This is a genomic window from Proteus hauseri, from assembly GCF_004116975.1.
Lineage (GTDB): Bacteria > Pseudomonadota > Gammaproteobacteria > Enterobacterales > Enterobacteriaceae > Proteus > Proteus hauseri.
This window is the reverse complement of sequence record NZ_CP026364.1, coordinates 87,338-112,616: the sequence shown is the minus strand read 5'-3', so window position 1 is coordinate 112,616 and position 25,279 is coordinate 87,338. Positions and strand designations below refer to the sequence as shown.

21 protein-coding genes are annotated in these 25,279 nt (G+C 40.1%); 18 read left to right on the top strand and 3 right to left on the bottom strand.

The window, feature by feature from the left end; all coding sequences use genetic code 11:
* The first annotated feature begins 2 nt into the window (after nt 1-2).
* The 10 genes from nuoE (at nt 3) to nuoN (ending at nt 11,931) form a co-directional block, all read left to right on the top strand.
* Nucleotides 3-548, top strand: a complete 546-nt coding sequence (nuoE, locus tag PH4a_RS00505) for an NADH-quinone oxidoreductase subunit NuoE (protein ID WP_064720461.1) — start codon at nt 3-5, stop codon at nt 546-548.
* Nucleotides 545-1,909 carry an NADH-quinone oxidoreductase subunit NuoF gene (gene nuoF / locus PH4a_RS00500; protein WP_064720460.1) on the top strand — a complete coding sequence of 455 codons (1,365 nt, stop codon included), beginning with the start codon at nt 545-547 and terminating at the stop codon, nt 1,907-1,909. Before nuoE ends, nuoF begins: the two co-directional genes overlap by 4 nt.
* Before the next feature lie 62 nt (nt 1,910-1,971).
* Nucleotides 1,972-4,695, top strand: a complete 2,724-nt coding sequence (gene nuoG / locus PH4a_RS00495) for an NADH-quinone oxidoreductase subunit NuoG (RefSeq protein ID WP_164971513.1) — start codon at nt 1,972-1,974, stop codon at nt 4,693-4,695.
* Nucleotides 4,695-5,672 (top strand): NADH-quinone oxidoreductase subunit NuoH, encoded by a 978-nt coding sequence (nuoH, locus tag PH4a_RS00490; protein ID WP_064720458.1) that lies wholly within the window; start codon nt 4,695-4,697, stop codon nt 5,670-5,672. The genes nuoG and nuoH overlap by 1 nt, the downstream gene beginning before the upstream one ends.
* 14 nt (nt 5,673-5,686) lie before the next feature.
* Nucleotides 5,687-6,229 (top strand): NADH-quinone oxidoreductase subunit NuoI, encoded by a 543-nt coding sequence (nuoI, locus tag PH4a_RS00485; protein WP_036935576.1) that lies wholly within the window; start codon nt 5,687-5,689, stop codon nt 6,227-6,229.
* 12 nt (nt 6,230-6,241) lie between these two features.
* The gene (gene nuoJ, locus PH4a_RS00480; protein WP_129036945.1) at nt 6,242-6,775 is read left to right on the top strand and encodes an NADH-quinone oxidoreductase subunit J; all 534 of its coding nucleotides are present in this window, start codon (nt 6,242-6,244) and stop codon (nt 6,773-6,775) included.
* A complete protein-coding gene (gene nuoK / locus PH4a_RS00475; protein WP_129036943.1) occupies nt 6,772-7,074 on the top strand; it encodes an NADH-quinone oxidoreductase subunit NuoK in 303 nt (100 codons plus the stop codon). Before nuoJ ends, nuoK begins: the two co-directional genes overlap by 4 nt.
* The gene (gene nuoL / locus PH4a_RS00470) at nt 7,071-8,906 is read left to right on the top strand and encodes an NADH-quinone oxidoreductase subunit L (RefSeq protein WP_129036941.1); all 1,836 of its coding nucleotides are present in this window, start codon (nt 7,071-7,073) and stop codon (nt 8,904-8,906) included. Before nuoK ends, nuoL begins: the two co-directional genes overlap by 4 nt.
* 19 nt (nt 8,907-8,925) lie before the next feature.
* The gene (gene nuoM / locus PH4a_RS00465; protein WP_064720454.1) at nt 8,926-10,455 is read left to right on the top strand and encodes an NADH-quinone oxidoreductase subunit M; all 1,530 of its coding nucleotides are present in this window, start codon (nt 8,926-8,928) and stop codon (nt 10,453-10,455) included.
* Between the two features lie 6 nt (nt 10,456-10,461).
* On the top strand, nt 10,462-11,931 hold the full coding sequence (gene nuoN, locus PH4a_RS00460; protein WP_129036939.1) for an NADH-quinone oxidoreductase subunit NuoN: 1,470 nt from the start codon (nt 10,462-10,464) through the stop codon (nt 11,929-11,931).
* A 137-nt stretch (nt 11,932-12,068) separates the two neighbouring features.
* On the opposite strand, the gene PH4a_RS00455 is transcribed toward nuoN, so the two are convergent.
* Both PH4a_RS00455 and PH4a_RS00450 read right to left on the bottom strand, forming a co-directional pair.
* A complete protein-coding gene (locus tag PH4a_RS00455; protein ID WP_129036937.1) occupies nt 12,069-13,076 on the bottom strand; it encodes an alpha-xenorhabdolysin family binary toxin subunit B in 1,008 nt (335 codons plus the stop codon).
* 13 nt (nt 13,077-13,089) lie between these two features.
* Nucleotides 13,090-14,301, bottom strand: coding sequence for an alpha-xenorhabdolysin family binary toxin subunit A (locus PH4a_RS00450; protein WP_129036935.1), 1,212 nt, complete (start codon nt 14,299-14,301; stop codon nt 13,090-13,092).
* Between the two features lie 212 nt (nt 14,302-14,513).
* On the opposite strand from PH4a_RS00450, the gene PH4a_RS00445 reads away from it, so the two are divergent.
* The 7 genes from PH4a_RS00445 to PH4a_RS00415 all read left to right on the top strand — a co-directional run bounded on the left by PH4a_RS00445 (nt 14,514) and on the right by PH4a_RS00415 (nt 22,846).
* Nucleotides 14,514-15,845, top strand: coding sequence for an isochorismate synthase (locus tag PH4a_RS00445; RefSeq protein WP_129036933.1), 1,332 nt, complete (start codon nt 14,514-14,516; stop codon nt 15,843-15,845).
* A gap of 335 nt (nt 15,846-16,180) precedes the next feature.
* Complete coding sequence (menD, locus tag PH4a_RS00440; protein WP_129036931.1) at nt 16,181-17,875, top strand: 2-succinyl-5-enolpyruvyl-6-hydroxy-3-cyclohexene-1-carboxylic-acid synthase; 1,695 nt, start codon at nt 16,181-16,183, stop codon at nt 17,873-17,875.
* Nucleotides 17,850-18,617 carry a 2-succinyl-6-hydroxy-2,4-cyclohexadiene-1-carboxylate synthase gene (menH, locus tag PH4a_RS00435; protein ID WP_129036929.1) on the top strand — a complete coding sequence of 256 codons (768 nt, stop codon included), beginning with the start codon at nt 17,850-17,852 and terminating at the stop codon, nt 18,615-18,617. Before menD ends, menH begins: the two co-directional genes overlap by 26 nt.
* Nucleotides 18,618-18,629: 12 nt before the next feature.
* Complete coding sequence (gene menB, locus PH4a_RS00430) at nt 18,630-19,487, top strand: 1,4-dihydroxy-2-naphthoyl-CoA synthase (protein WP_129036927.1); 858 nt, start codon at nt 18,630-18,632, stop codon at nt 19,485-19,487.
* Nucleotides 19,487-20,458 (top strand): o-succinylbenzoate synthase, encoded by a 972-nt coding sequence (gene menC / locus PH4a_RS00425; protein ID WP_129036925.1) that lies wholly within the window; start codon nt 19,487-19,489, stop codon nt 20,456-20,458. Before menB ends, menC begins: the two co-directional genes overlap by 1 nt.
* Nucleotides 20,446-21,888, top strand: coding sequence for an o-succinylbenzoate--CoA ligase (gene menE, locus PH4a_RS00420; protein WP_129036923.1), 1,443 nt, complete (start codon nt 20,446-20,448; stop codon nt 21,886-21,888). Before menC ends, menE begins: the two co-directional genes overlap by 13 nt.
* 76 nt (nt 21,889-21,964) lie before the next feature.
* On the top strand, nt 21,965-22,846 hold the full coding sequence (locus PH4a_RS00415) for an AbaSI family restriction endonuclease (RefSeq protein WP_129036921.1): 882 nt from the start codon (nt 21,965-21,967) through the stop codon (nt 22,844-22,846).
* Nucleotides 22,847-22,929: 83 nt separating this feature from the next.
* Here PH4a_RS00415 and PH4a_RS00410 read toward each other — a convergent pair whose 3' ends face one another.
* Nucleotides 22,930-24,384, bottom strand: a complete 1,455-nt coding sequence (locus tag PH4a_RS00410; RefSeq protein ID WP_129036919.1) for a catalase — start codon at nt 24,382-24,384, stop codon at nt 22,930-22,932.
* Between the two features lie 284 nt (nt 24,385-24,668).
* Between PH4a_RS00410 and PH4a_RS00405 the strand changes: the two genes are divergently transcribed.
* Nucleotides 24,669-25,211, top strand: coding sequence for a YfaZ family outer membrane protein (locus PH4a_RS00405; RefSeq protein ID WP_064720471.1), 543 nt, complete (start codon nt 24,669-24,671; stop codon nt 25,209-25,211).
* Nucleotides 25,212-25,279: the final 68 nt, after the last annotated feature.

Here is a 25,279-nt window from a genome sequence, read left to right as displayed (position 1 = left end):
TCATGCAAAATGAATTAAACCAAAAAGAGCATGCATCGCAGATTGATATCGTAGATGTCACTCATTCACAGAAAGCGGCTTTTGTCTTAACAGAAGAAGAACGCACTGAAATTGAAAATGAGAAACACCATTACGAAGATCCGCGAGCTGCTTCTATTGAAGCACTGAAAATTGTGCAAAAGAACCGAGGTTGGGTCGAAGACGGTGCAATTTATGCGATTGCTGATGTGCTTGGGATCCCCGCGAGTGATGTTGAAGGCGTTGCTACGTTCTATAGCCAAATTTTCCGCCAACCTGTTGGTCGCCATATTATTCGCTTCTGCGACAGTGTGGTCTGCCATATTACAGGGTATCAAGGTATTCAGGCCGCTATTGAAAAACATTTAAATATCATTCCCGGGCAAACTACACCGGATGGTCGTTTTACATTGCTGCCGACCTGTTGTTTAGGCAACTGTGATAAAGGTCCTACCATGATGGTAGATGACGACACTCACAGCTTTGTCAAACCTGAAAATATTGAACAGTTACTGGAGCAATATCCATGACAGCAATTTCAGGAGTGAAACCGGTTATTCGCAGCGCAGAAACACATCCGCTTACGTGGCGTTTACGCGAAGACCGTCAGCCTGTATGGCTGGATGAATACCGTGCAACAAACGGTTATAAAGCGGCAGAAAAAGCATTAAAAGGTATGTCACCGACTGAGGTGACAAACGAAGTTAAAGATGCTGGCCTAAAAGGGCGTGGTGGTGCGGGATTCTCAACAGGCTTGAAATGGAGCCTGATGCCAAAAGATGAAAGCATGAATATCCGTTACATTCTTTGTAACGCAGATGAAATGGAACCGGGAACTTATAAAGACCGTCTTCTGATGGAAGAACTTCCACATCTGCTGATTGAAGGGATGATCATCGGCGCTCACGCACTGAAAGCTTATCGTGGTTATATCTTCCTGCGTGGTGAATATATCGAAGCAGCAAAGCATCTGCGCCAGGCAATAGAAGAAGCGAAAGCAGCTGGATTTTTAGGTAAAAATATCTTTGGTTCAGGTGTCGATTTCGAATTATTTGTTCATACAGGTGCAGGTCGTTACATCTGTGGTGAAGAAACGGCATTGATTAACTCCCTTGAAGGGCGTCGTGCTAATCCGCGTTCTAAACCACCATTCCCTGCAACATCGGGGGCATGGGGTAAACCAACTTGTGTTAATAACGTTGAAACACTGTGTAACGTGCCAGCAATTATTGAACACGGGAAAGATTGGTATATCGGTTTAAGCGCAGGAAAAAGCCCAGACGCAGGGACAAAATTAATGGGTTTCTCTGGCCGAGTAAAAAATCCGGGTTTATGGGAACTGCCTTTTGGTACAACGGCACGCGAAATTCTTGAAGATTACGCAGGTGGTATGCGTGATGGCCTTAAGCTAAAAGCGTGGCAGCCAGGTGGTGCGGGTACGGACTTCTTAACTGAAGATCATCTCGATCTCCCAATGGATTTTGGCACGATAGCAAAAGCGGGTAGCCGTTTAGGCACTGCACTCGCTATGGCGGTAGATAATGAAATTAATATGGTTTCATTAACGCGTAACTTAGAAGAGTTTTTTGCTCGTGAATCTTGTGGCTGGTGTACACCATGTCGTGATGGTTTGCCTTGGAGTGTCGAAATCTTAAGAGCGATAGAAGAAGGTAAAGGTCGCCCCGGAGATATCGAAACACTCGAGCATTTATGTCGTTCCTTAAGTCCAGGACATACATTCTGTGCTCACGCGCCAGGTGCGGTAGAACCGCTACAAAGCGCCATTAAATATTTTCGTGAAGAATTTGAGGCCGGCATCATTCAAGAAGATTATACGAATGCCAACCTTATCAGAGGTATTCAGCCTAACTTGCTGAAAGATCGCTGGTAGTTTTTCACGATACATTCTAGGTTTAACGCCTGCAATGCAGGCCTTTGGGAAGCATGCTGACTATGGCTACGATTCATGTAGACGGCAAAGAATATGAAGTTAACGGGGCAGATAACCTGTTAGAAGCCTGCCTTACCTTGGGGCTCGATATTCCTTATTTTTGCTGGCACCCGGCGCTTGGAAGCGTTGGCGCTTGCCGCCAGTGTGCGGTTAAGCAATATCAAAATGCTGAGGATACTCGCGGTCGTTTGGTGATGTCTTGTATGACACCTGCGACTGATGGCACGTTTATCTCTATTGATGATGAAGAAGCGAAGAAATTTCGTGAAAGCGTTGTTGAATGGTATATGACAAACCATCCTCACGATTGTCCAGTTTGTGAAGAAGGGGGTAACTGCCACCTTCAAGATATGACGGTAATGACAGGTCATACTATGCGTCGCTATCGCTTTACTAAGCGTACACATAGAAACCAAGATCTGGGACCGTTTATTTCTCATGAAATGAACCGTTGTATTGCTTGTTACCGCTGTGTTCGTTATTACAAAGACTATGCTGATGGTACTGACCTTGGCGTCTTTGGTGCGCATAACAACGTTTATTTTGGTCGTGTTGAAGATGGCACCTTAGAGAGCGAATTCTCAGGTAACTTGATTGAGATTTGTCCAACGGGTGTATTTACCGATAAAACGCACTCATCTCGCTACAACCGTAAGTGGGATATGCAATTTGCGCCAAGTATTTGTCAAGGCTGTAGCATGGGTTGTAACACAAGCCCAGGTGAACGTTATGGTGAATTACGTCGCATTGAAAACCGTTATAACGGAACGGTAAACCGCTATTTCCTCTGTGACCGTGGACGTTTTGGCTATGGTTATGTGAATTTAGCAGACAGACCTCGTCAGCCTAAAAAACGTTTAGGTAGCAATTGGTTAGAAATCAATGCGCTGCAAGCAACACAAGCCGCAGCAGAGATGCTGAAAAAAGGTCAACGTGTTGTCGGTATTGGTTCACCTCGTGCAAGTATTGAAAGCAACTTTGCACTACGCGAAGTGGTTGGTGTTGAAAACTTCTATAGTGGAATTTCAGCCGCTGAGCAAAAACGTTTAACGCTAATGCTTGATATTTTACAAAAAGGAGGAGTTCGTACGCCTTCTTTACGTGAAATTGAAAATTATGACGCGGTGCTTGTATTAGGTGAAGACCTAACACAAACCGGTGCTCGTATGGCGCTATCTGTTCGCCAAGCGGTGAAAGGTAAAGCACGTGAAATGGCAGCGGCGCAAAAAGTGGCTGATTGGCAAATTGCAGCGATTATGAATATCGGTCAACGTGCTAAATATCCACTGTTTGTCACTCACGTTGATGAAACTCGTCTTGATGATGTGGCTGCGTGGAGCTATTGCGCCCCAGTTGTTGACCAAGCGCGTTTAGGTTTTGCGATAGCAAACGGTATTAACGGTGAAGCGCCTGCGGTTGAAGGCATCGATGAGGCACTGAATAAACATATCGATATGATTGTTCAAGCACTGTCTCAAGCGAAAAAACCATTAATTATTAGTGGTAGCCATGCGGGTAGCGAAGATGTCATCAAAGCTGCTGCGAACATTGCATTTGCATTAAAAGCAAAAGGTAATGACGTTGGTCTTTCTTATGTTGCAGATGATGCAAATAGCATGGGATTGGCAATGATGAATGCGAAACCATTGGATGATGCATTAAAAATCATGCGCAGTGGCCAAGCTGATACCGTTGTTGTGGTAGAAAACGATTTATATCGTCATTTTGACGCTGATGTGATTGATGATGCGTTAGCTAAAGTAGATAACCTGATTGTTATCGACCACCAGCAAACCGATATTATGGCGAAAGCTCACCTTGTTCTTCCTGCCTCTAGTTTCGCTGAAAGCGACGGTACGCTGGTTAGCCAAGAGGGTAGAGCACAACGTTACTTCCAAGTCTTCGAGCCATCATTCTATAACAAAGATATTGTTATGCATGAAAGCTGGCGCTGGCTAAGTGGTGTTGATTCAATGTGGCACGAAAGAAGCTTAGATTGGACTCAGTTAGACCATGTCATTGAACTGTGTGCAGAGCGTCTTCCTCAGTTTGCGGGCATTGTTGATGCAGCACCAAATGCAGCATTCCGTATTCGTGGACAAAAACTGGCGCGTGAACCGCATCGTTATAGTGGTCGTACTTCTATGTTGGCGAATGTTTCTGTTCATGAACAACGTCAGCCAAAAGATATCGACACTGCATTTGCTTTCTCAATGGAAGGTAATAACAGCCCAACAGCGCCTCGTCAGCAAATTCCATTTGCATGGGCTCCGGGTTGGAACTCACCTCAAGCATGGAATAAATTCCAAGCTGAAGTGGGTGGCAGCTTACGCTTTGGTGATCCAGGTGTGCGTTTAATTGAAAGTGATGAAAATACACTTGGCTATTTCACTGAAATCCCAGCGGCATTTAATGTTGAGAAAAATCAGTGGATGGTTGCACCTTATTATCGTTTATTCGGTAGTGAAGAGTTGTCACAACGCGCTGAAGTTATCCAATCTCGTATGGAAGCCGCTTATTTAACATTGAGTGAATCTGATGCTAAAGCATTAGCCTTAACTCAAGGGCAGCAAGCGATGTTTACTTACGAAGGCCGTGAATTTACTTTACCGGTGAAAATCAGTATGCACCTAACTGAAGGTCAAATTGGTTTACCGTTAGGTATGGCGGGTATTTCCCCATCACTGGTTGGTGCATCGGTTCGTCATCTGCGGGGTATTGCATAATGAGCTGGTTATCTCCTGAAGTTACTGAGATTTTACTCACAGTCTTAAAAGCCGTCGTGATCCTCCTTGTTGTGGTCACTTGTGGTGCTTTTATGAGTATGGGTGAACGTCGCTTACTCGGCCTGTTCCAAAACCGTTATGGGCCTAACCGTGTGGGGTATGCAGGTTCTGCGCAGCTAATTGCGGATATGATCAAAATGTTCTTTAAAGAGGACTGGATCCCGAAATTTGCTGACCGCTTTATCTTTACCATCGCACCGGTTATCGCATTTTCTTCTTTATTACTTTCTTTTGCGATAGTCCCTGTTAGCTCAACTTGGGTTGTGGCTGACTTAAACATCGGTATTTTATTCTTCTTGATGGTGGCTGGGCTTGCGGTATATGCCGTGTTGTTCGCTGGTTGGTCAAGTAATAATAAATACTCGCTGTTAGGTGCAATGCGTGCATCAGCACAAACCGTAAGTTATGAGGTGTTCTTAGGACTCTCTATCTTAGGGGTTGTGGCACAAGCAGGGTCATTTAACTTAACTGATATTGTTAACTCACAATCCACTGTCTGGAATGTTATTCCTCAATTCTTTGGCTTTATTACCTTTGCGATAGCGGGTGTTGCGGTATGTCACCGTCACCCATTTGACCAACCAGAAGCCGAACAAGAATTAGCAGATGGTTACCATATTGAATATTCCGGTATGAAATTCGGTCTGTTCTTTGTGGGTGAATATATCGGTATCGTTGCGGTTTCAGGCTTAATCGTGACGCTGTTCTTTGGTGGTTGGCAAGGGCCTTTCTTACCGTCATTTATTTGGTTTGCACTGAAAACAGGATTCTTCATGATGATGTTTATCCTTATTCGTGCATCTTTACCGCGTCCGCGTTATGACCAAGTGATGTCATTCGGTTGGAAAATTTGCTTACCGTTAACTTTAATCAATCTGCTGGTAACTGCTGCAGTGATACTTTACAACGCTCAATAAGGGGTGATTGAACCATGACTTTAAAAGAGTTATTGACTGGTTTCGGCACCCAGGTACGAAGCATTTGGATGATTGGCTTACATGCCTTCGCCAAGCGCGAAACACAGATGTACCCGGAAGAACCTGTCAATGTTGCACCACGTTATCGTGGACGTATTGTATTGACGCGTGATCCTGATGGAGAAGAGCGTTGTGTTGCTTGTAACCTGTGTGCAGCAGTCTGTCCAGTAGGCTGTATTTCATTACAAAAAGCCGAGCACGAAGATGGTCGTTGGTACCCAGAATTTTTCCGTATCAACTTTTCTCGCTGTATCTTTTGTGGGTTATGTGAAGAAGCTTGTCCGACAACAGCATTGCAATTAACACCTGATTTCGAGATGGGTGAGTTCAAGCGTCAGGATCTGGTTTATGAAAAAGACGATCTGTTGATTTCTGGGCCGGGCAAATATCCTGAATATAACTTTTACCGTAAAACAGGTATGGCGATTAACGGCAAAGATAAAGGTGAAGCGGACGACGAAGCTAAACCTATCGATGTCAAAAGCCTGTTACCGTAAGGAGCGATATTCATGGAATTTGCATTTTACATAGCGGGACTGATTTCAATCCTTGCAACACTGAGAGTTATTACGCATACCAATCCAGTACATGCTTTATTGTACTTGGTTATATCGTTGATCGCACTTTCAGTGGTTTTCTTCTCACTTGGCGCTTACTTTGCCGGTGCATTAGAGATCATCGTTTACGCGGGTGCCATTATGGTGCTGTTTGTTTTCGTGGTGATGATGCTTAACTTAGGCAAAGCCGTTGTTGATCAAGAAAAACAATGGCTACAACCTAAGTATTGGATTGGTCCTGCATTGTTATCTATTGCTTTGTTAGCGGTGCTCATTTATGCGATTAGTAGCGTGACTCATGGTGAGATTAGTGGCGAAGTCATTGGTGCTAAAGAAGTTGGCATTAGTCTGTTCGGACCTTATATTCTGGCCGTTGAGTTAGCGTCAGTACTCTTATTGTCAGGGTTGATTGTTGCTTATCATATTGGTCGCGATCAGAGCCATGATGACCTCGTCGAAAACGAAAATGCAGGGGAGCAAAAATGATACCTCTTCAACATGGTTTGATCTTGGCTGCGGTACTGTTTGTGTTAGGTTTTACCTGCTTAGTACTTCGCCGCAACCTGTTGTTTATGTTGATCGGACTAGAAATAATGATTAATGCAGCTGCACTGGCATTTGTTGTCGGCGGTAGCTTTTGGGGTCAAACCGATGGTCAGATAATGTATATTCTGGCAATCAGCTTGGCAGCGGCAGAGGCAAGTATTGGCTTGGCATTGTTGTTACAACTACATCGCCATCGTCAAAACCTTAATATTGATACAGTTAGTGAGATGCGCGGATGAATATACTCTATTTAACCATTCTGCTACCACTACTGGGATTTTTACTGCTCGCTTTCTCACGTGGTCGTTGGTCAGAAAATGTATCAGCATGGATTGGTACCGGTTCAGTTGGTTTATCAGCATTAACAACGCTTTGGGTTGGTATGGATTTCTTTGCTCAAGGGCAAGAAACTCAAGTACAAACTTTATGGACATGGATGGCAGTTGGGGATTTCAATATCCCATTTACCCTTGTTCTTGATGGTTTGTCACTAACTATGCTGGGTGTTATTACGGGTGTTGGTTTCTTAATTCATATGTATGCCTCTTGGTATATGCGCGGTGAAGAAGGCTATTCTCGCTTCTTTGCTTATACCAACTTATTTATTGCGAGCATGGTTGTATTAGTTCTCGCAGATAATATGTTGTTGATGTATATGGGTTGGGAAGGGGTTGGTCTGTGTAGTTACCTATTAATTGGTTTCTATTACAGCAATCCAGCTAACGGCGCTGCTGCGATGAAAGCATTTATCGTAACGCGTGTAGGTGATGTGTTCTTAGCTATCGGTATGTTTATTCTCTACGATCAGTTAGGTACATTGAGCTTTCGCGAAATGGCGGTGCAAGCTCCATTACTTATGGAATCAGGCTCGACGGTGATTAACTGGGCAATGTTAATGGTATTAGGTGGTGCAGTGGGTAAATCAGCACAATTACCATTACAAACTTGGTTAGCAGATGCGATGGCAGGCCCTACGCCTGTATCTGCATTAATCCACGCCGCAACGATGGTAACAGCCGGTGTTTACTTAGTCGCGCGTAGCCATGATTTATTCTTAATGGCACCTGAAGTACTGGAATTAGTCGGTATTATTGGTGCAGTAACGCTGGTATTAGCCGGTTTTGCAGCGCTGGTACAAACTGATATCAAACGTATTCTCGCTTATTCAACCATGAGCCAAATTGGTTATATGTTTTTGGCTTTAGGGGCACAAGCATGGGATGCGTCAATTTTCCACTTAATGACACACGCTTTCTTTAAAGCATTACTGTTCTTATCAGCAGGTTCCGTTATTGTTGCCTGCCATCATGAGCAGAATATCTTTAAGATGGGCGGTTTACGTAAGAAGATCCCATTTGTTTATGCTTGCTTCTTAATAGGTGGCGGAGCGTTATCTGCATTACCACTGTTAACGGCAGGGTTCTTCAGTAAAGATGAAATCTTATGGGGTGCGTATTCAAACGGGCATTTTAATATGATGCTTGCAGGGTTGATTGGTGCGTTGTTTACATCACTTTATACCTTCCGTTTGATTTTTATCGTATTTCACGGTGAGACCAAAACCGAAGCACATCAAGTTAAAGGCTTTACTCATACTTTCCCATTAGCGGTACTGGCTGTGTTATCCACCTTTATTGGTGCGTTGATCACTCAGCCTTTAGGTGCGGTTTTCCCAGAAAGCACAGCATCACATGATGGTAAGTATGTATTGGAAGCTCTTTCTGGTGTGGTAGCGATTGTGGGTGTTGCCATTGCAGCGTGGTTATATCTGAAACAGCGTCAATGTGTTTCTCAGGTTGCCAATACTCGTACGGGTCGTTTCTTCTCAACATGGTGGTTCCATGCTTGGGGATTTGATGCGCTGTATGAAGTGCTGTTTGTCAAACCTTATAAAGGTGCGGCATGGCTTATTCAAAATGATCCTGTTAATCAATTCTTTAATTCTTTCGGCTGCCTGTTTAAAGGGGCCAATAAAGGATTGAGTTTCAGTGAGAATGGACTAGCCCGTTGGTATGCGGCTTCTCTCGGTTTAGGTGCAGTGCTGGTTATCGCTCTGCTGCTTCTGGTTTAATTAAGGGACACATTGCGCCATGTTATTACCCTGGCTAATACTTATTCCCTTCATCGGTGGCCTGCTAAGTTGGCAGGCTGAACGAATCGGCTCGCAAATCCCTCGCTGGGTTGCGTTGCTGACGATGGGATTAACACTCGTTATTTCTGTGCAACTCTGGTTGCAGGGCGATTATCATCTTATCAGTGCGGATGGAGCACCACGTTGGACAGAGTTTTACTTTGTGCCGTGGATCCCTGCGTTAGGGATTAATATCCAGTTTGCACTTGATGGCATGTCATTGCTGATGACTGTATTAACAGCGATTTTGGGTATTTTAGCAGTACTCTCTTCGTGGAATGAAAATCAGCCATCACAAGGGGCTTTCCATTTTAACTTGCTATGGATTTTAGCAGGTGTAATGGGAGTCTTCTTGGCAACGGATTTATTCTTATTCTTCTTCTTCTGGGAAATGATGTTAATCCCAATGTATTTCCTGATTTCTTTATGGGGACACAAAGGAAGTAGCGATAAGAAACACGTTAGTGCAGCGACTAAGTTCTTTATCTATACACAGGCAAGTGGTCTGTTAATGCTATTGGCAATTATCGGGTTAGCGGTTGCTTTTTACCGCGAAACAGGTATTTGGACCTTTAGTTACGACATATTATTACAAGCACACACTGTATTAGGTTCAGAGCTGCAATTTATCCTGATGTTAGGCTTCTTCGCTGCATTTGCGGTGAAAATGCCTATTGTACCTGTTCATGGCTGGTTAGCTGATGCTCACGCAGAAGCACCAACAGCGGGTTCTGTCGATTTATCAGGTATTTTGCTTAAAACAGCGGCTTATGGTTTATTGCGTTTCAATTTACCATTATTCCCTGAAGCGTCTGCATTACTTGCGCCTGTTGCAATGTGGTTAGGTTTAATTACCATTTTCTACGCAGCATTGTTAGCGTTCCGTCAGACTGATATTAAACGTCTCGCGGCTTACAGTAGTATTTCTCACATGGGCTTTATCGTTATTGCGATTTATGCTGGCTCTGTATTGGCTTACCAAGGCGCGATTATTCAAATGATCACCAATGGTCTGTCAGCTGCAGGTCTGTTTATCATGTGTGGCATGCTGTATGAGCGCTTAGGTACTCGTGATATGAACCAAATGGGTGGATTGTGGAAAAGCATCCGTTTCTTACCTGCGTTTTCACTGTTCTTTGCGGTAGCCTCTTTAGGAATGCCAGGAACAGGTAACTTTGTTGGTGAGTTTATGATCCTGTTTGGTACTTATGGTCAATTTAAACTGATCACGATTATTTCGGTCTTTGGTTTAGTCTTTGCTTCTGTTTACGCGTTGTGGATGATGCAACAGGCTTACTATGGTTCACCGAAAACAGCTGAAAGAACCTATAAAGGGTTAGATCTGAGAGAATTTATTATCCTGATGTCGTTAGTTGTCATGCTGGTTATTTTGGGCTTCTTCCCGCAACCGGTGTTAGATACTTCAATATCAGCGATGGAAAATCTCCAGACTTGGTATTCCGCTTCTATCTCAACAGTAAGGCCGTAATTCGCCATGACAATAACTCCTCAACAACTGATCGCAATGCTACCGCTGTTGATCGTCGGATTGACGGTGGTGGTTGTGATGCTGGCCATTGCGTGGCGACGCGATCATTTTACTATTGCCACTTTGACAGTCACTGGTTTTATCATTGCGCTAGGATCGCTTTATTACGTTAATGCATTAGGCGTAGTAGATGTGACAACGCTCTATCATGTCGATGGGTATTCTAGTTTCTTCACCGCATTAATTATTATTGCTGGGATTGGAACCATTGCTTTTGCTTATCCTTGGTTAGAAGGTTATCAAGATAACAAAGAAGAGTTTTATATGCTGGTTGCGATAGCGGTAGTGGGGGGGATTTTACTTTCTTCTGCACACCACTTCGCATCGATGTTTATTGGGATTGAGTTACTGACATTACCGTTGTTTGGTCTTATTGGTTACGCATTTCAACAACGTCCATCACTGGAAGCGAGCATAAAATATATGCTGCTTTCAGCAGCGGCATCATCTTTCTTATTATTTGGTATGGCACTTCTTTATGCCGAAGCAGGAAACCTCTCGTTTACTGCAATGGGCCAAAGCTTGAGTGATAGCAATATCCACAAACCTTTAGTGTTAGCAGGTTTAGGAATGATGCTGGTGGGAATTGGCTTTAAGTTGTCGTTATTCCCATTCCAACTGTGGACTCCTGATGTTTACCAAGGTGCACCAGCACCAACAGGGGCGTTTTTAGCCACAGCAAGTAAGATTGGTATTTTCGCAGTGGTTATGCGTTTATTCCTTGAAGCACCCGCAGCAGACAGTGAAACGTTACGCATGATCTTAGGTGTAATGGCGATAGCGTCTATCCTGTTTGGTAACATCATGGCGCTGACACAGAAAAACGTAAAACGTTTATTGGGTTACTCTTCTGTATCGCACCTTGGTTATCTGTTAGTTGCATTGATTGTGTTGCAATACAGCCCTGTGCTTGCGCAAGAAACCGCTGAAATTTATTTAGCGGGTTACTTATTTGCTAGCTTAGGTGCATTTGGTGCAATTGCCGTTGCTTCCAGCCCATACCGTGAAGGGGAGCTTGAATTACTCGAAGATTATCGTGGGTTATTCTGGCGTCGTCCGGTTGTTGCGCTGGTAATGTCACTGATGATGTTATCATTAGCAGGTGTACCAATTACGTTAGGCTTTATCGGTAAACTGTATGTCATTATTGCAGGTATCGACTCTAGCTTATGGTGGTTAACAGGCATGGTAGTATTAGGTAGTGCTATTGGTCTGTTCTATTACTTACGTGCTGCTGCAATAGTTTTCTTACGCAAACCAGACAACGACAACACACCTGTAATGACGACTACATCACAAAATATGGCCGCTTTTGTTGCGTTAATTTGTGCAATAATCGTTATTGCGTTAGGTATTTGGCCACAGCCATTAATTGAATTAACTAACTTTTCCATTATTTCACCTACTGTGAATTAATCCATAATTTAGTTAACTTAAAAAAAGCCTGATTTTTTAATCAGGCTTTTTTATATCTAACAGTTTTCTTTATCCTAATGTATTGTTATTTTCTGCTAACTAATTCAAGTTATTAAGATAAAATAATAATCCGCTAATTAGTATTCATCTAAAAATTTACCTAAGAATAATATATGTGGTTCAATAATGTTATTTGTATCTAATATATTGTTTTTTAACTGAGTTAATTGATAAATAAGAGAGCTCCAATATTGTTCGAGTAATGTTAGTTGTTCTGCTAATAAATTAAAATAAGATTCAATATTAACTAATGAGTGATAATAGGTCTGAGTAAAAATAATCATGCGTTTTTGATTTTCTAGCACAGTTAAATTTTTGAGTTCAGCAAGGTAATCATCAATAAGTTGGTGGCGTGTCTCAATGAGATTTTGATATGTAAAACCTTTATCAATTTGAGAAAGTAGATTATCTAATGAATCTATAAGTAGTTTTAATATGTTTTTTTCTGAAATATCTATATTTAATGATGAAATCGTTTCTTTTGAGGGAATACCGACATTAAAAATATCAATGATACTTTCATTGTTAATGATATCCTCACTTTTAGTAATAATGTCAATTTTTTCTTTAAGCTTAAAAATATTTTCTTTATTTAAAAGAATTTTATTGCCTACTTCTTCGGCATGTTTTTCTTCCGTAATAATTAAAGGTTCAATATCTTTTTTTAAATTAAACTTACTTAAAAACTCTTTATTTTTATTAATAAAAACTTGATGAAAATTGATAATATCAATTGATTCATCAATTTCTTCTTTTAAAATATCTTCAATTATCCTTCGTTCATTACTTAATTTTTTGACTATTTCTAAGTTTTGTGATTTTTGTAATATTTCGTTATCAATTTCACCAAGGGTACCGATTGTCCCTGTTAATAGTTTCTGTTTTAATCTACTTTTAATAGAAATGGAAAAACTAATAATGCTATCTAACATTCTATTATTATTTATATAAATTGAGATAAGTTTATTATTCAGTTCATCGTTGTTCTTCGATAGATGAGTACTAATTTGGCGAATATTTTTTATAGCATTAAAAAAGATTGAATGTTCGAATTTTTCTTTAGTATCTATATTTATTTTATTCATAACAATTCCTTTGTTATTTAGAGGCATAAAAAGCCGATAATGCTTCATCAAATATAGCAATCATCTCTTTTGAATAGCCTATAACCATATACCAAGGTGAAATCATTTTTTCCAAGTAAATACTAAAACGAATAAGTTCCATAGCATTATCTACTTTTTTTAAATTTATCAGTGAGGCATTAATTTCAGTTAATGTTGTTTGCCACATATATTCAAGATGCTCTAGTGCCATATTGGCATCTTCGATATATTGTTCAATCTCATCTAAATCTGTTTGAAATTTTTGTAAACATAATGAAATATTAGAATGGATTTTTATATTGTTATTTACTTGATTAAGTTTTTCAATAATAGTATTCTTTTTCTTGCGTGCTTCCTCTGCTTTAGCACCAAAAATACCGCCTGTGATGATAACACCTACAATACCAAAGGCTAAGCCTGTAAAAGCAAGTTTAACAAATTGCTTATATTCTTCTTTTAAAGCTTCAAGTTCATTTTCTAAGATACTTTTTTCTTCAATAAATGATGTATTATTACTGCTAAGGTATTCATTAATAATTCTTTTTTTACTAATAATATCGTAGTAAATTGATTGATAGAAAGTACCATTACTACTTTCTCCACCAGTTATTTTTGCTCTAAAGTCACAAACCATATTCTTTATTTTTACTGTTTTTTGATACTCATCATTAATATCACTCTTCATACTTTCTAAAATAGTAATAAGTTGGGTTGTTACTTCTTTATCTTGTTGTGTGTATTTAATTGTTGATGTTTCTTCTTCTGAGATGTCTTCTAATTTTATATTTATTTTATCGAGTAATGGCATTTGACTAATAAATAATAAAATATGTTCTCCAGTTGTTGTGATTTCTCTTCCTATAATTTCAAGATCTATTGCTTGTTGTTTAATCGCATATTCTATTTTATTCCACCCAAAAGCATGTTCTCTCATTCTTAAAAAAAGAGCTTGAATATTATCTGAAGAAATTTGAGAAATATTAATATCGTCATATCCAAGAAACTCAATAACTGTTTCTTTTTGATAAGGAAGTATTAATATTTTATCGATATAGTTTTTAATTTTTTTAAGATCATAAGAAGTAAAAATGCCAGGGCTTCTACCTCCTTCAATATTTTTTCCGAGTATTAAACCTAGCGTAACTTCTGGAAGTTCTGTTTTTTCGATGATTTTATCAACATATTCAAAGATGGTTGTATCCATATAACCTCTCTCTTAGGTATAATAAATATTAATTCTATGGCATGATTTTGAAATAACACATTTGTTATTTACAGATAGCTGGTTAACTCTTCTACTTTGTAACATGAAAAATACAAAACTTTGATAAATGACAAAGGTTATAATTAATCAGCTCTTTGATAATTCTTATAGAAACGTATAATCTCCTTTTTAATTAGTTGCGGGTATTTGGAGTGGAAAAGGTTAAACCTGTGTTTTCGACACTGTACGAAAAAGTTAAAAATATAAATCTGACAGCACAAGGTAATCTTTTACATCTGAAAGTCGCCTTGGCCTCAGACGTTTCATTTTCACTACTTTCTTGGCTTGCGGCACAAACGTATTACCCTCAGTTTTATTGGCAGCATCGCGATGAATATGAGGAAATCGCGGCTTGCGGACAATTATGTTGTTTTAATCATATTCGTGATGCGCGAGAGTTTTTAAATACTCATAAAAATGAATCTAATACTGATGATGTTCGTATTTGGGGATTAAATGCGTGGGATACCATTATTCCTGGCCGAATTGATCAACAAAGTGGCGATGATGCTTACCTTTTCTTGCCCAGAATTGAAATAAGACGTCAGCAGCAGCAACTCTCTGTGCATATCAACTTACTTGGTGAAAAAGATAGAGATGATGCATTAACTTTTCTAAGTACATTAAATAATGAGCTAGAAATTTCACCGCTTTCTGTTTCTGTTATTTCAGTAAAACATTCATTAACTCAAGATCAGTGGGTTAACTACCTTGAGCTTGCTTTACATGAGATTGAGCAGGGAACCTTCGAAAAAGTTGTTCCTGCAAGAGCAACGTGTTTAACACTTGATAATCCGCTTAAAGCTATTCAATTTATGAAAGCAAGTCGTGATGTTAACCATCATTGCTATCATTATATGTTGGCATTTTCTCCTTCAGATGCGTTTATTGGTTCGTCGCCTGAACGCTTGTATTATCGTGATGAAAAACAACTTTATACCGAAGCATTAGCAGGTACTGTAGCAAGTTCTGAGAATGAGCAACAAGCAAGGGAACTTGCTGATTGGCTAATGAATGACAAGAAAAATCAGCATGAAAATTTAGTCGTAGTTGATGATATTTGTCAGCGCTTACAAGGTGGAATAGAAGGTATTGATGTTTCGCCTGCTGATGTAATTCGATTACGCAAAGTACAGCACCTTCGTCGTTATATTCACGGTAAACTTATTGATACAGATGATGTTGATTGTTTAAAACGCTTACAGCCTACTGCGGCTGTGTGTGGTTTACCCCGTACTGTTGCTCGCGCATTTATTCATCAACATGAACCCTTTAAAAGGCGTTGGTATGCCGGCTCCGCCGGTTATTTAGGATTATCTCATGCTGAATTTGCTGTTAGTTTACGTTGTGGTGAATTGCATGATGATACATTAACGCTTTATGCTGGTGCGGGGGTCGTTGCCGGATCTTCACCTTTGCAAGAATGGGATGAAATCGAGAATAAAGCCGCAGGGTTACGCACTTTATTACAAGAAAAAAAATAATATTGTGCAGAAGCTCCTTGAGCGTAGTAGTGCTAATAGAGTGAAACATAATAGGGAGCATTATTTAATGCTACTCTTTAAATAAACTCTGCTATCAGCGAACTAATAAATGCTATTCTTGAGAGAATTAGTGCTATTTATTTATACTGTTGACGAAAGAAAAATACATTAACTTAAAATATGTTGAGTACTTAGCCTAAATAATGCACTCCTATGAGTGTTTTCTTTCACTATTTATTTAACGAAAACTTCTGTTCATTGAACTAGGCTAAGGAAAAGTATTTAGGAACAGATATTATAATAGCAATTGTAAGTTTTCGTTGTTGGGATGATCAATGTCTAATAGTTCGTTTAATCGCCAATGGGCTAAAGTTATACTTGAAGCTTTGACTCGCCATGGTTTGCGCCATATCTGTATTGCTCCTGGATCTCGTTCAACACCTTTAACACTTGCTGCCGCTAATAATAGCAAGTTGATTTGTCATACACATTTTGATGAACGCGGATTAGGGCATTTAGCGTTAGGTTTAGCTAAAGCAACACAAGAGCCCGTTGCTGTTATTGTGACATCAGGCACGGCGGTTGCTAATTTATATCCCGCTCTTATTGAGGCCGGATTAACCGGCGAACGCCTTGTTTTCCTTACTGCAGATAGACCACCTGAACTTATTGATTGTGGCGCGAATCAAGCCATTCGTCAGCAAGGTATTTTCGCAAGTCATCCATCCAAAACACTTTCATTACCAAGGCCAACCTCCGATATTTCAGCAAGTTGGCTTGTTTCTACGGTTGATAATGCCATGAATGAGCTTGTGCATGGTGCTCTGCATGTCAATTGTCCTTTTGCCGAACCTTTATATGGTTATGATGACGCAAATGCTTGCCCGTGGAGTGATGCATTAGGTGAGTGGTGGCAAAATTATCACCCTTGGTTACAAGAAACAATAACATTATCGGCAGCAACGCATCCTCAATGGCATAGATTATGCCAGAAAAAAGGCGTCGTTATTGCTGGAAGGGTCAGCGCCCAAGAAGGTATTGAAGTTGCTAAATGGGCATCTCAATTAGGTTGGCCTTTATTAAGTGATGTACTTTCTCAAACAGGGCAGCCGTTACCTTGCGCTGATTTATGGCTAAATAATCCTCAAGCAAAATCATTATTAAACCAAGCTGAAATTGTTATTCAATTTGGCTCAAGTTTAACCGGTAAACGATTATTACAGTGGCAAGTTGGTTGCTCGCCAAAAAATTATTGGATAATAGATGCTATTGCGGGGCGTTTAGATCCAGGACATCATCAAGGTGAGAAATTTACTGTATCCCCATTACAATGGTTAGCGGCGCATTCTGCTGTAGATAATTTGCCTTGGGCTACAGCATTAACTGAAATAGCTAAACAGACGTATCAGCAAGTGAAACAAGCCACACAAAATTTTGGTGAAGCACAAGTAGCTCATAAATTAAGCACATTACTTCCTAAAGACGGACAATTATTTGTTGGCAATAGTCTTATTGTTAGGTTAATTGATGCGTTAGGTGTTTTACCTCAAGGTTATCCTGTAATGAGTAACCGAGGTGCAAGTGGTATTGATGGTCTACTTTCAACAGCAGCGGGTGTGCATAGAGCAACAGAAAAACCCACTTTAACCATTCTTGGTGATTTATCTGCATTATATGACTTAAATAGTTTAGCCTTGCATCGTCAAATTTATGCGCCGAATGTTATTATTGTGGTGAATAATAATGGTGGGCAGATATTCTCTATGTTGCCAACACCGGCGATACAACGAGAGCGTTTTTATTGTATGCCTCACTCTCTAAACTTTAAGCACGCAGCCGCTATGTTTGGTCTGAATTATGCCTCACCTACTGATTGGGATGCATTATTTTCTACCGTTCAACAATGTTGGGCTGGTGGCGCAGAAACCACATTAATCGAATTAATTGTTAATGACACTGATGGTGCCCAAACATTAAATCAGCTAGTTAAACAGGTGACAGCTCATGACTTTAGCATGTCGGAGATATAATACCCATAATGAAGGGCCTTGGTTAGTCTGGTTACATGGGCTATTAGGAGAGGGAGATGAATGGGAGCCAGTGATTGCTGCTTGTCATGAATACCCCTCTTTAGTGATTGATTTACCACGGCATGGTGATTCAGCGTCAATCGGTGCTAAAAATTTTGTTGAGGTGAGTGCATTACTGACTGAAACATTAAAAACTGAAGATATTACGCATTATTGGCTAATTGGTTACTCATTGGGTGGCAGAATTGCGATGTATCACGCATGTTTTGGTGATACTACAGGATTAATGGGACTTATTGTTGAAGGGGGAAACCCCGGCTTATATGATGCCAGTGAACGACAAAATAGAATTGCACATGATATGCGATGGGCTCAGCGATTTCGCGATGAACCAATAACCAAAATATTAGAACAGTGGTATCAGCAGCCCGTATTTGCAGATTTAAGTGATGAAAAACGTCAGTTACTCATAGAAAAACGTAGCCGCAATGCAGGTTTTTGTATTGCAGAAAGCCTTGAATGTCTTTCATTAGGTCATCAACCTTGGCTGGTGGCAGAATTGCAACAACTCACTTTACCTTTTATTTGGCTATGTGGTGAGAAAGATAAGAAATTTCAGACTATAGCGCAGCAATATTCGCTGCCATTAACGACTATCCCGCACGCTGGCCATAACGCCCATCAGGCTCAGCCTGTTGCTTATGCTGCGGTGATAAACCATATTTTATCCCTCTTTGGTTAAAGGAACCTAATTATGCTTTATCCGAGCGAAGAAAAGCTGTATGCACCGATAGAATGGCAAGATTGTTCAGGCGATTTTGAAGATATTCTTTACCATAAATCGACTGATGGCATCGCGAAAATTACGATTAACCGCCCACAAGTGCGTAATGCTTTCCGCCCTTTGACTGTCAAAGAGATGATCCAAGCATTAGCTGATGCACGTTATGATGATGGTATTGGTACGATCATTTTAACGGGGGCAGGTGAAAAAGCATTCTGTGCTGGTGGTGATCAAAAAATTCGTGGCGATTACGGCGGATACCGTGATGACAGCGGTACACATCACCTGAATGTATTAGATTTCCAGCGTCAAATACGTACTTGTCCAAAGCCTGTAGTTGCGATGGTGGCGGGGTATTCCATTGGTGGTGGTCATGTTCTGCATATGATGTGTGATTTAACCATTGCTGCTGAAAATGCTATTTTTGGTCAAACAGGGCCAAAAGTCGGTTCATTCGATGGTGGCTGGGGTGCTTCTTATATGGCTCGTATCGTGGGGCAGAAAAAAGCGCGTGAAATTTGGTTCTTATGTCGTCAGTACGATGCAAAGGAAGCACTGGAAATGGGCCTCGTTAACACTGTTGTACCTTATGCAGATCTTGAGAAAGAAACGGTGCGTTGGTGCCGTGAAATGCTTGAAAATAGCCCAATGGCATTACGCTGCTTAAAAGCGGCATTAAATGCGGACTGTGATGGCCAAGCAGGTCTTCAAGAATTAGCGGGTAATGCAACTATGTTGTTCTATATGACTGATGAAGGTCAAGAAGGACGTAATGCGTTTAACGAAAAACGCCAACCTGATTTCTCTAAATTTAAACGTAATCCATAATGCGAAACGTAAAACTCTATTCATTCAGCCTGCCTATGGAGGCAGGCGTTGTTCTGCGCTATCAAAGGCTGAAAACTCGAGATGGTTTTCTTGTCTGTTTAGAGCAGGATGGCAAACAAGGCTGGGGCGAAATTGCTCCTCTTCCTGAATTTAGCCGCGAAACGTTACCTGAAGCTCAGGCTTGTGCTATCGCTTGGTTATCCGCATGGTGCAAAGGTGAAAACCCAGCAGAAAGCGAGTTACCTAGTGTTGCATTTGGTATAAGTTGTGCACTAGCTGAATTAGCTGAGACTTTACCTCAAGCAGCAAATTATCGTGCAGCACCATTATGTAATGGTGATCCTGATGACTTAATTTTAAGCCTGAATGAAATGGAAGGCGAAAAAGTAGCTAAAGTCAAAGTGGGTCTATATGAAGCTGTTCGTGACGGTATCGTGGTAAATCTTCTATTAGAAGCGATCCCTGATTTAAAACTAAGGCTTGATGCTAATCGAAGCTGGACTCCTGCTAAAGCCGAAAGTTTTGCTAAATATGTTAATCCACAATGGCGTGATCGTATCGCTTTTTTAGAAGAGCCTTGCAAAACGCCAGCTGAGTCATTGGCATTCTCTCAAGAAACTGGGATTAGCATTGCGTGGGATGAAACAGTACGAGATGACGGTTTCGAAATAAAGCCTCAAGCAGGTGTTACGGCAATTGTTATCAAGCCAACACTGGTTGGCAGCCTTGAACGATGCCAGTCTTTAGTATCACAAGCACATGCTTTGGGGTTAGAGGCTATTATTAGCTCAAGTATTGAAAGCAGTTTTGGTCTTTCTCAATTAGCGCGTATTGCTCAGTGGTTAACACCAAATGCAATTCCAGGGTTAGATACGGTTGATCTGATAAAACAGCAACTCGTTAAACCGTGGCCAAATGTTGACATCCCTCTTATCTCTCTTGAGCAACTTGAGATAACATGGCAGCAGTAGTTCAATTTAAGCTATCGCCGTGGCAATATTGGGCTGAATTATGCCCAAATGAAACGGCGATTATTGCTGACAATCAGCCAATATCGTGGCAGCAATTAGTATGTCATATCAATGTATTAGCACAAAAATTTTATAAACAAGGTGTTCGACCTCAACAAACTATTTTGTTAAGGGGTAAAAACCATATTCATTTTATTTTTGCCTTGTTAGCCGCTTTTCAGTGTGGTGCTAAAGTTTTACCGCTAAATCCCCAATTACCAGAATCGTTGCTAGATGATTTACTACCTCATCTTAGTATTGATTTTTATGCTGATTTTAGTCTTCCTCAGCTTCAATTCGATGCAGTATTACTAGATTTAGACGGTATTGCCTATGATGAGAATGCATTTGAGCAGCAAGCAGCAATAACTTCAGCTGTTGAATGGGATACTAATCGTATGGCAACCCTTATTCTTACCTCAGGTTCATCGGGTTTACCTAAAGCGGCTGTTCACACTTTTAATGCGCACCTTTGCAGTGCCGAAGGTGTTTTATCGTTAATGCCTTTTAATAAAGGTGATCGCTGGTTGCTTTCTTTGCCTCTTTTTCATGTCTCAGGGCAAGGAATATTTTGGCGCTGGCTATTGCGCGGTGCCACACTCGTTGTTCGTGCTATGCATCCATTAACTGATGCTTTACAAGGTTGTAGTCATGCTTCTTTAGTACCAACACAGCTTTGGCGCTTATTACACCAAGACAATCATCAAAACAGTCATCAAGATAAGCACCAACTTATTACCTTAAAATCTGTTTTATTGGGAGGCGCTATGATCCCCATTGAATTAACTCAAGCCGCAGAAAAATGGGGTATTCAATGCTGGTGCGGTTATGGTATGACAGAAATGGCATCGACGGTATGTGCTAAACGCGCTGATGGCAAAGCGGGAGTAGGGCTTCCACTTAAAGGTAAAGCGGTCAGACTAGTAGATAATGAAATTCAAATTAAATCAGATAGTGTTGCTTTAGGTTATTGGTTTAATGGAAAATTAAATCCCTTATCATTAACCGCCGATGATTGGTATTCAACAAGAGATAAAGGATGTTTTAGCGCAGATGAATGGTGCATTTTAGGGCGTTTAGATAACCTTTTCTTTAGTGCCGGTGAAGGTATTCAACCTGAAGATATTGAAAAAATTCTTAATACTCATCCCAAAATAAGTCAATCATTTATTGTACCTATCGATGATGCTGAGTTTGGGCAGCGTCCTGTCGCTGTGATTGATGCTGATATTGATACGGTTAATCAGTTGCCTCAATGGTATCATTCTCGTTTGGCCGGATTTCAACGACCCGTTGCTTGTTTACAACTCCCTGATAGTCTAAAAAATGGGGGAATTAAAATTTCTCGTAAGCAAGTGCAAAAATGGGTAAAAGATAGATTAATTTGTTGATAGATAAATATTATTGATCTTCATTCAGTGTTGAATATTTTGTTCAACTTATCATAATTATTGGCGTTATAATTATATGAGTAAAACAGATTATATTTTACGTTCTCTTTCAAAGATTAATAAAAAAAGATGGGAACATTATGTTATTAATCGCATATTTCACAAACTAGATGATCTTGAAATTGAGTTTATTTGTCAGCAATGTATTCGAAAAGCAGATTCTTCAGATAAAATATATCTTGCTGATTTATTCTTTCCGCAATTTGGTCTGTATTTGGAAATAGATGAAGATCATCACAATAGTGATGAAGCTAAAAAAGCAGATGCAATGAAGCGACTTGATATTATTGAAGCGACTGGTTTTAGTGAAAAACGGATCTCTGCTAGCAACGTAACTATAGAACAGCTCAATGCCAGTATAGATGAATTTGTTAAGTTGCTTATAGGCACTAAAGAAAAGTTAAAGGCGCAAAAGAAGTTTATACCTTGGGATTATAGCGCACAATATACAGCTGAGCGCCATATAAATGCAGGCGTTATGGAAGTTGGGCCACATACTATTTTTCGCTACCATCGCGATGCTTTAGAATGCTTTGGTTATATTAATAAAGGGCATCACCAATCTGGTAGTTGGAAATTACCTGAAAAGGTTGTAAAAGCGATAGGGTTATCTGGTCGTACAATGGTGTGGTTTCCTCGTCTTTATAAAGCAGGTGTTTGGGATAATGAGCTTTCTCTTGATGGTGAATGGATCATTGAGAAGAGTCTTGAAGCCAATAACAATTATGTCGAAGATTGGGATTATCGTATTGTTATGGCTCATTCTCGAGATGAACTTAACCGAGTATTATATCGGTTTCTAGGGGTTTTTCAGATAGATAAAAATAAATCCACAGAAGGAAAAAATGTTTTTAAACGAATTAATACTAAAGTAAAAGTCTTTAATTCACATAATTAACTCTTTTTTATATAAAAATATGCCCCTAGCTTTTAACTAGAGGCATAGGAGCCGAGTTGCTCACAGGGCTTCTTATTATTCCATTATTTAGCGTCTTTTTTGACTAATGCTTTGATAGCTTTTTCAACGCCAGCACCATATTCAGGATGTACTTTCTTAAATAGGGCAATTTGACGTTTTTGAGTATCTTTGCTGGCTTGTGATAATTCGCCTGCAATACGAGCAAACATGCGTTGATGTTCTTCATCACTCAATAATTCATAAAGTGCACGAGGTTGGCTGAAATAGTCTTCATCTTCGCGATGATTCCAGTGATCTGCTGCACCTTCTAGCGATAATGGCGGCTCTTTAAAATTAGGTTGCTCTTGGAACATCCCACCATTATTAGGTTCGTAGGTAATGCCACTGCCACTATTACCATCAATACGCATTGCGCCATCGCGATGATAGTTATGGAATGGGCATTTTGGTGCATTAACCGGAATTTGATGATGGTTTACACCTAAACGGTAACGATGCGCATCACCATAAGAGAATAGGCGACCTTGTAACATTTTATCAGGAGAGAATCCGATACCAGGGGCAATATTCGCAGGACTAAATGCCGCCTGTTCTACATCAGAAAAGTAGTTTTCTGGATTACGATTTAACTCGAAATAACCAACATCAATTAATGGATAATCTGCATGTGGCCATACTTTAGTTAAATCAAATGGATTATAAGGAACCGTTGATGCTTCTTTTTCTGGCATAATTTGAACTTGTAAATTCCAGCGAGGGTAATCACCACGTTCAATTGCTTCATATAAGTCGCGTTGTGAACTTTCTCTATCAGTACCTACCAGCATTTCAGCTTGGTCATCCATTAAATTTTTAATGCCTTGTTGGCAACGAAAATGGAATTTAACCCAGAAACGCTCATTGTTTTTATTGATAAAGCTATAGGTATGGCTACCAAAACCATGCACAAAACGATAGCTCTGTGGTAATCCGCGGTCGCTCATATCAATAGTTAATTGGTGTAATGATTCTGGTAAATGAGAGAAGAAATCCCATTTATAGGCTGGATTGCGCAGATTGGTTCGAGGGTCACGTTTTACAACGTGGTTTAAATCAGGAAATTTTAATGGGTCACGAAGATAAAATACTGGGGTATTGTTACCTACCATGTCCCAGTTACCTTCTTCGGTGTAAAACTTCAATGCAAAACCACGAATATCTCGCTCTGCATCAGCCGCACCACGTTCACCCGCTACAGTTGAAAAACGACCAAACATCTCTGTTTTTTTACCTACTTTAGAGAAAATCTTTGCGCGAGTATATTTGGTGATATCGTGAGTAACAGTAAATGTACCGAAAGCACCGGATCCCTTGGCATGCATACGTCTTTCAGGAATAACTTCACGATCAAAATGGGCTAACTTTTCTAAAAACCAGACATCTTGTAGTAACATAGGACCACGAGGGCCTGCTGTCATTACGTTATTATTATCTACAACTGGTGCACCCGACGCCGTTGTGAGCTTTTTCTTTTCCATCACATTTCTCCAGTTTATGAAACTATGAACGTTCTAAAAAAATAGCATGTGCGAATAAAACTAAGCGAACAGCCTTATATTTATTATGGTTAATTTCAGCTGGAATTCCACTTTAGCAACATCAAGATTATAAATAAAACCAATTAGACCAATACCATTGATAGCCGTAACTTATTTACATAGATTGAAAATTCTGGAGATTACCTTTCAAATTGAAGTAAATTAATTTTGTGTATTTATAGTATAATTATAAATTAGGATAATTATTTGCTGGGGTAATAATGATGAAAAAATATTTATTGGCCGGAGTGGCAAGTGTCTTCTTGATTACAGGAACCGCTAACGCGGCATCAATGAATATTCAAGCTGGCAAACATTACACTGATGTTCAGGCTGGATTAGGTGATGCTAATTCAGGGTTCTCTTTTAATGGAAACTGGGCACGTAGTGATCATGATGGTCAAATGGGTAGTTTAGGCGCAAAATTCGCATTGCCTTTAGGTCCATTCTCTGCAAGTGTCGGAGGTAAAGCGCTTTATTTATCGCCTAAGAATGGTGATGATGGGGCGGCTTTAGCAGGGGGCGTTGGGCTTAACTGGAATGTATTCCCTTCTCTCAGTGTGTATGGCGAGGCTTACGCTTCTCCTGAAGGCTTAACGTCAGGCAGCAAATCGTATTATGAAGCTGATGTTGGCGCTCGATACACTGTATTTAAACCGTTACAAGTTAATGCGGGTTATCGTGTTATTGAGATTGAAAACGCGCATAACAGAGCCAACAACAAATTGGCCGATGGTTTCTATGTTGGTGCAGGTTTAAGTTTCTAATTAGACGTTATTTTTAATTAGTTCTTTCGCATTGATATAACACAATAAAAAAACAGGTGTTGATAGCA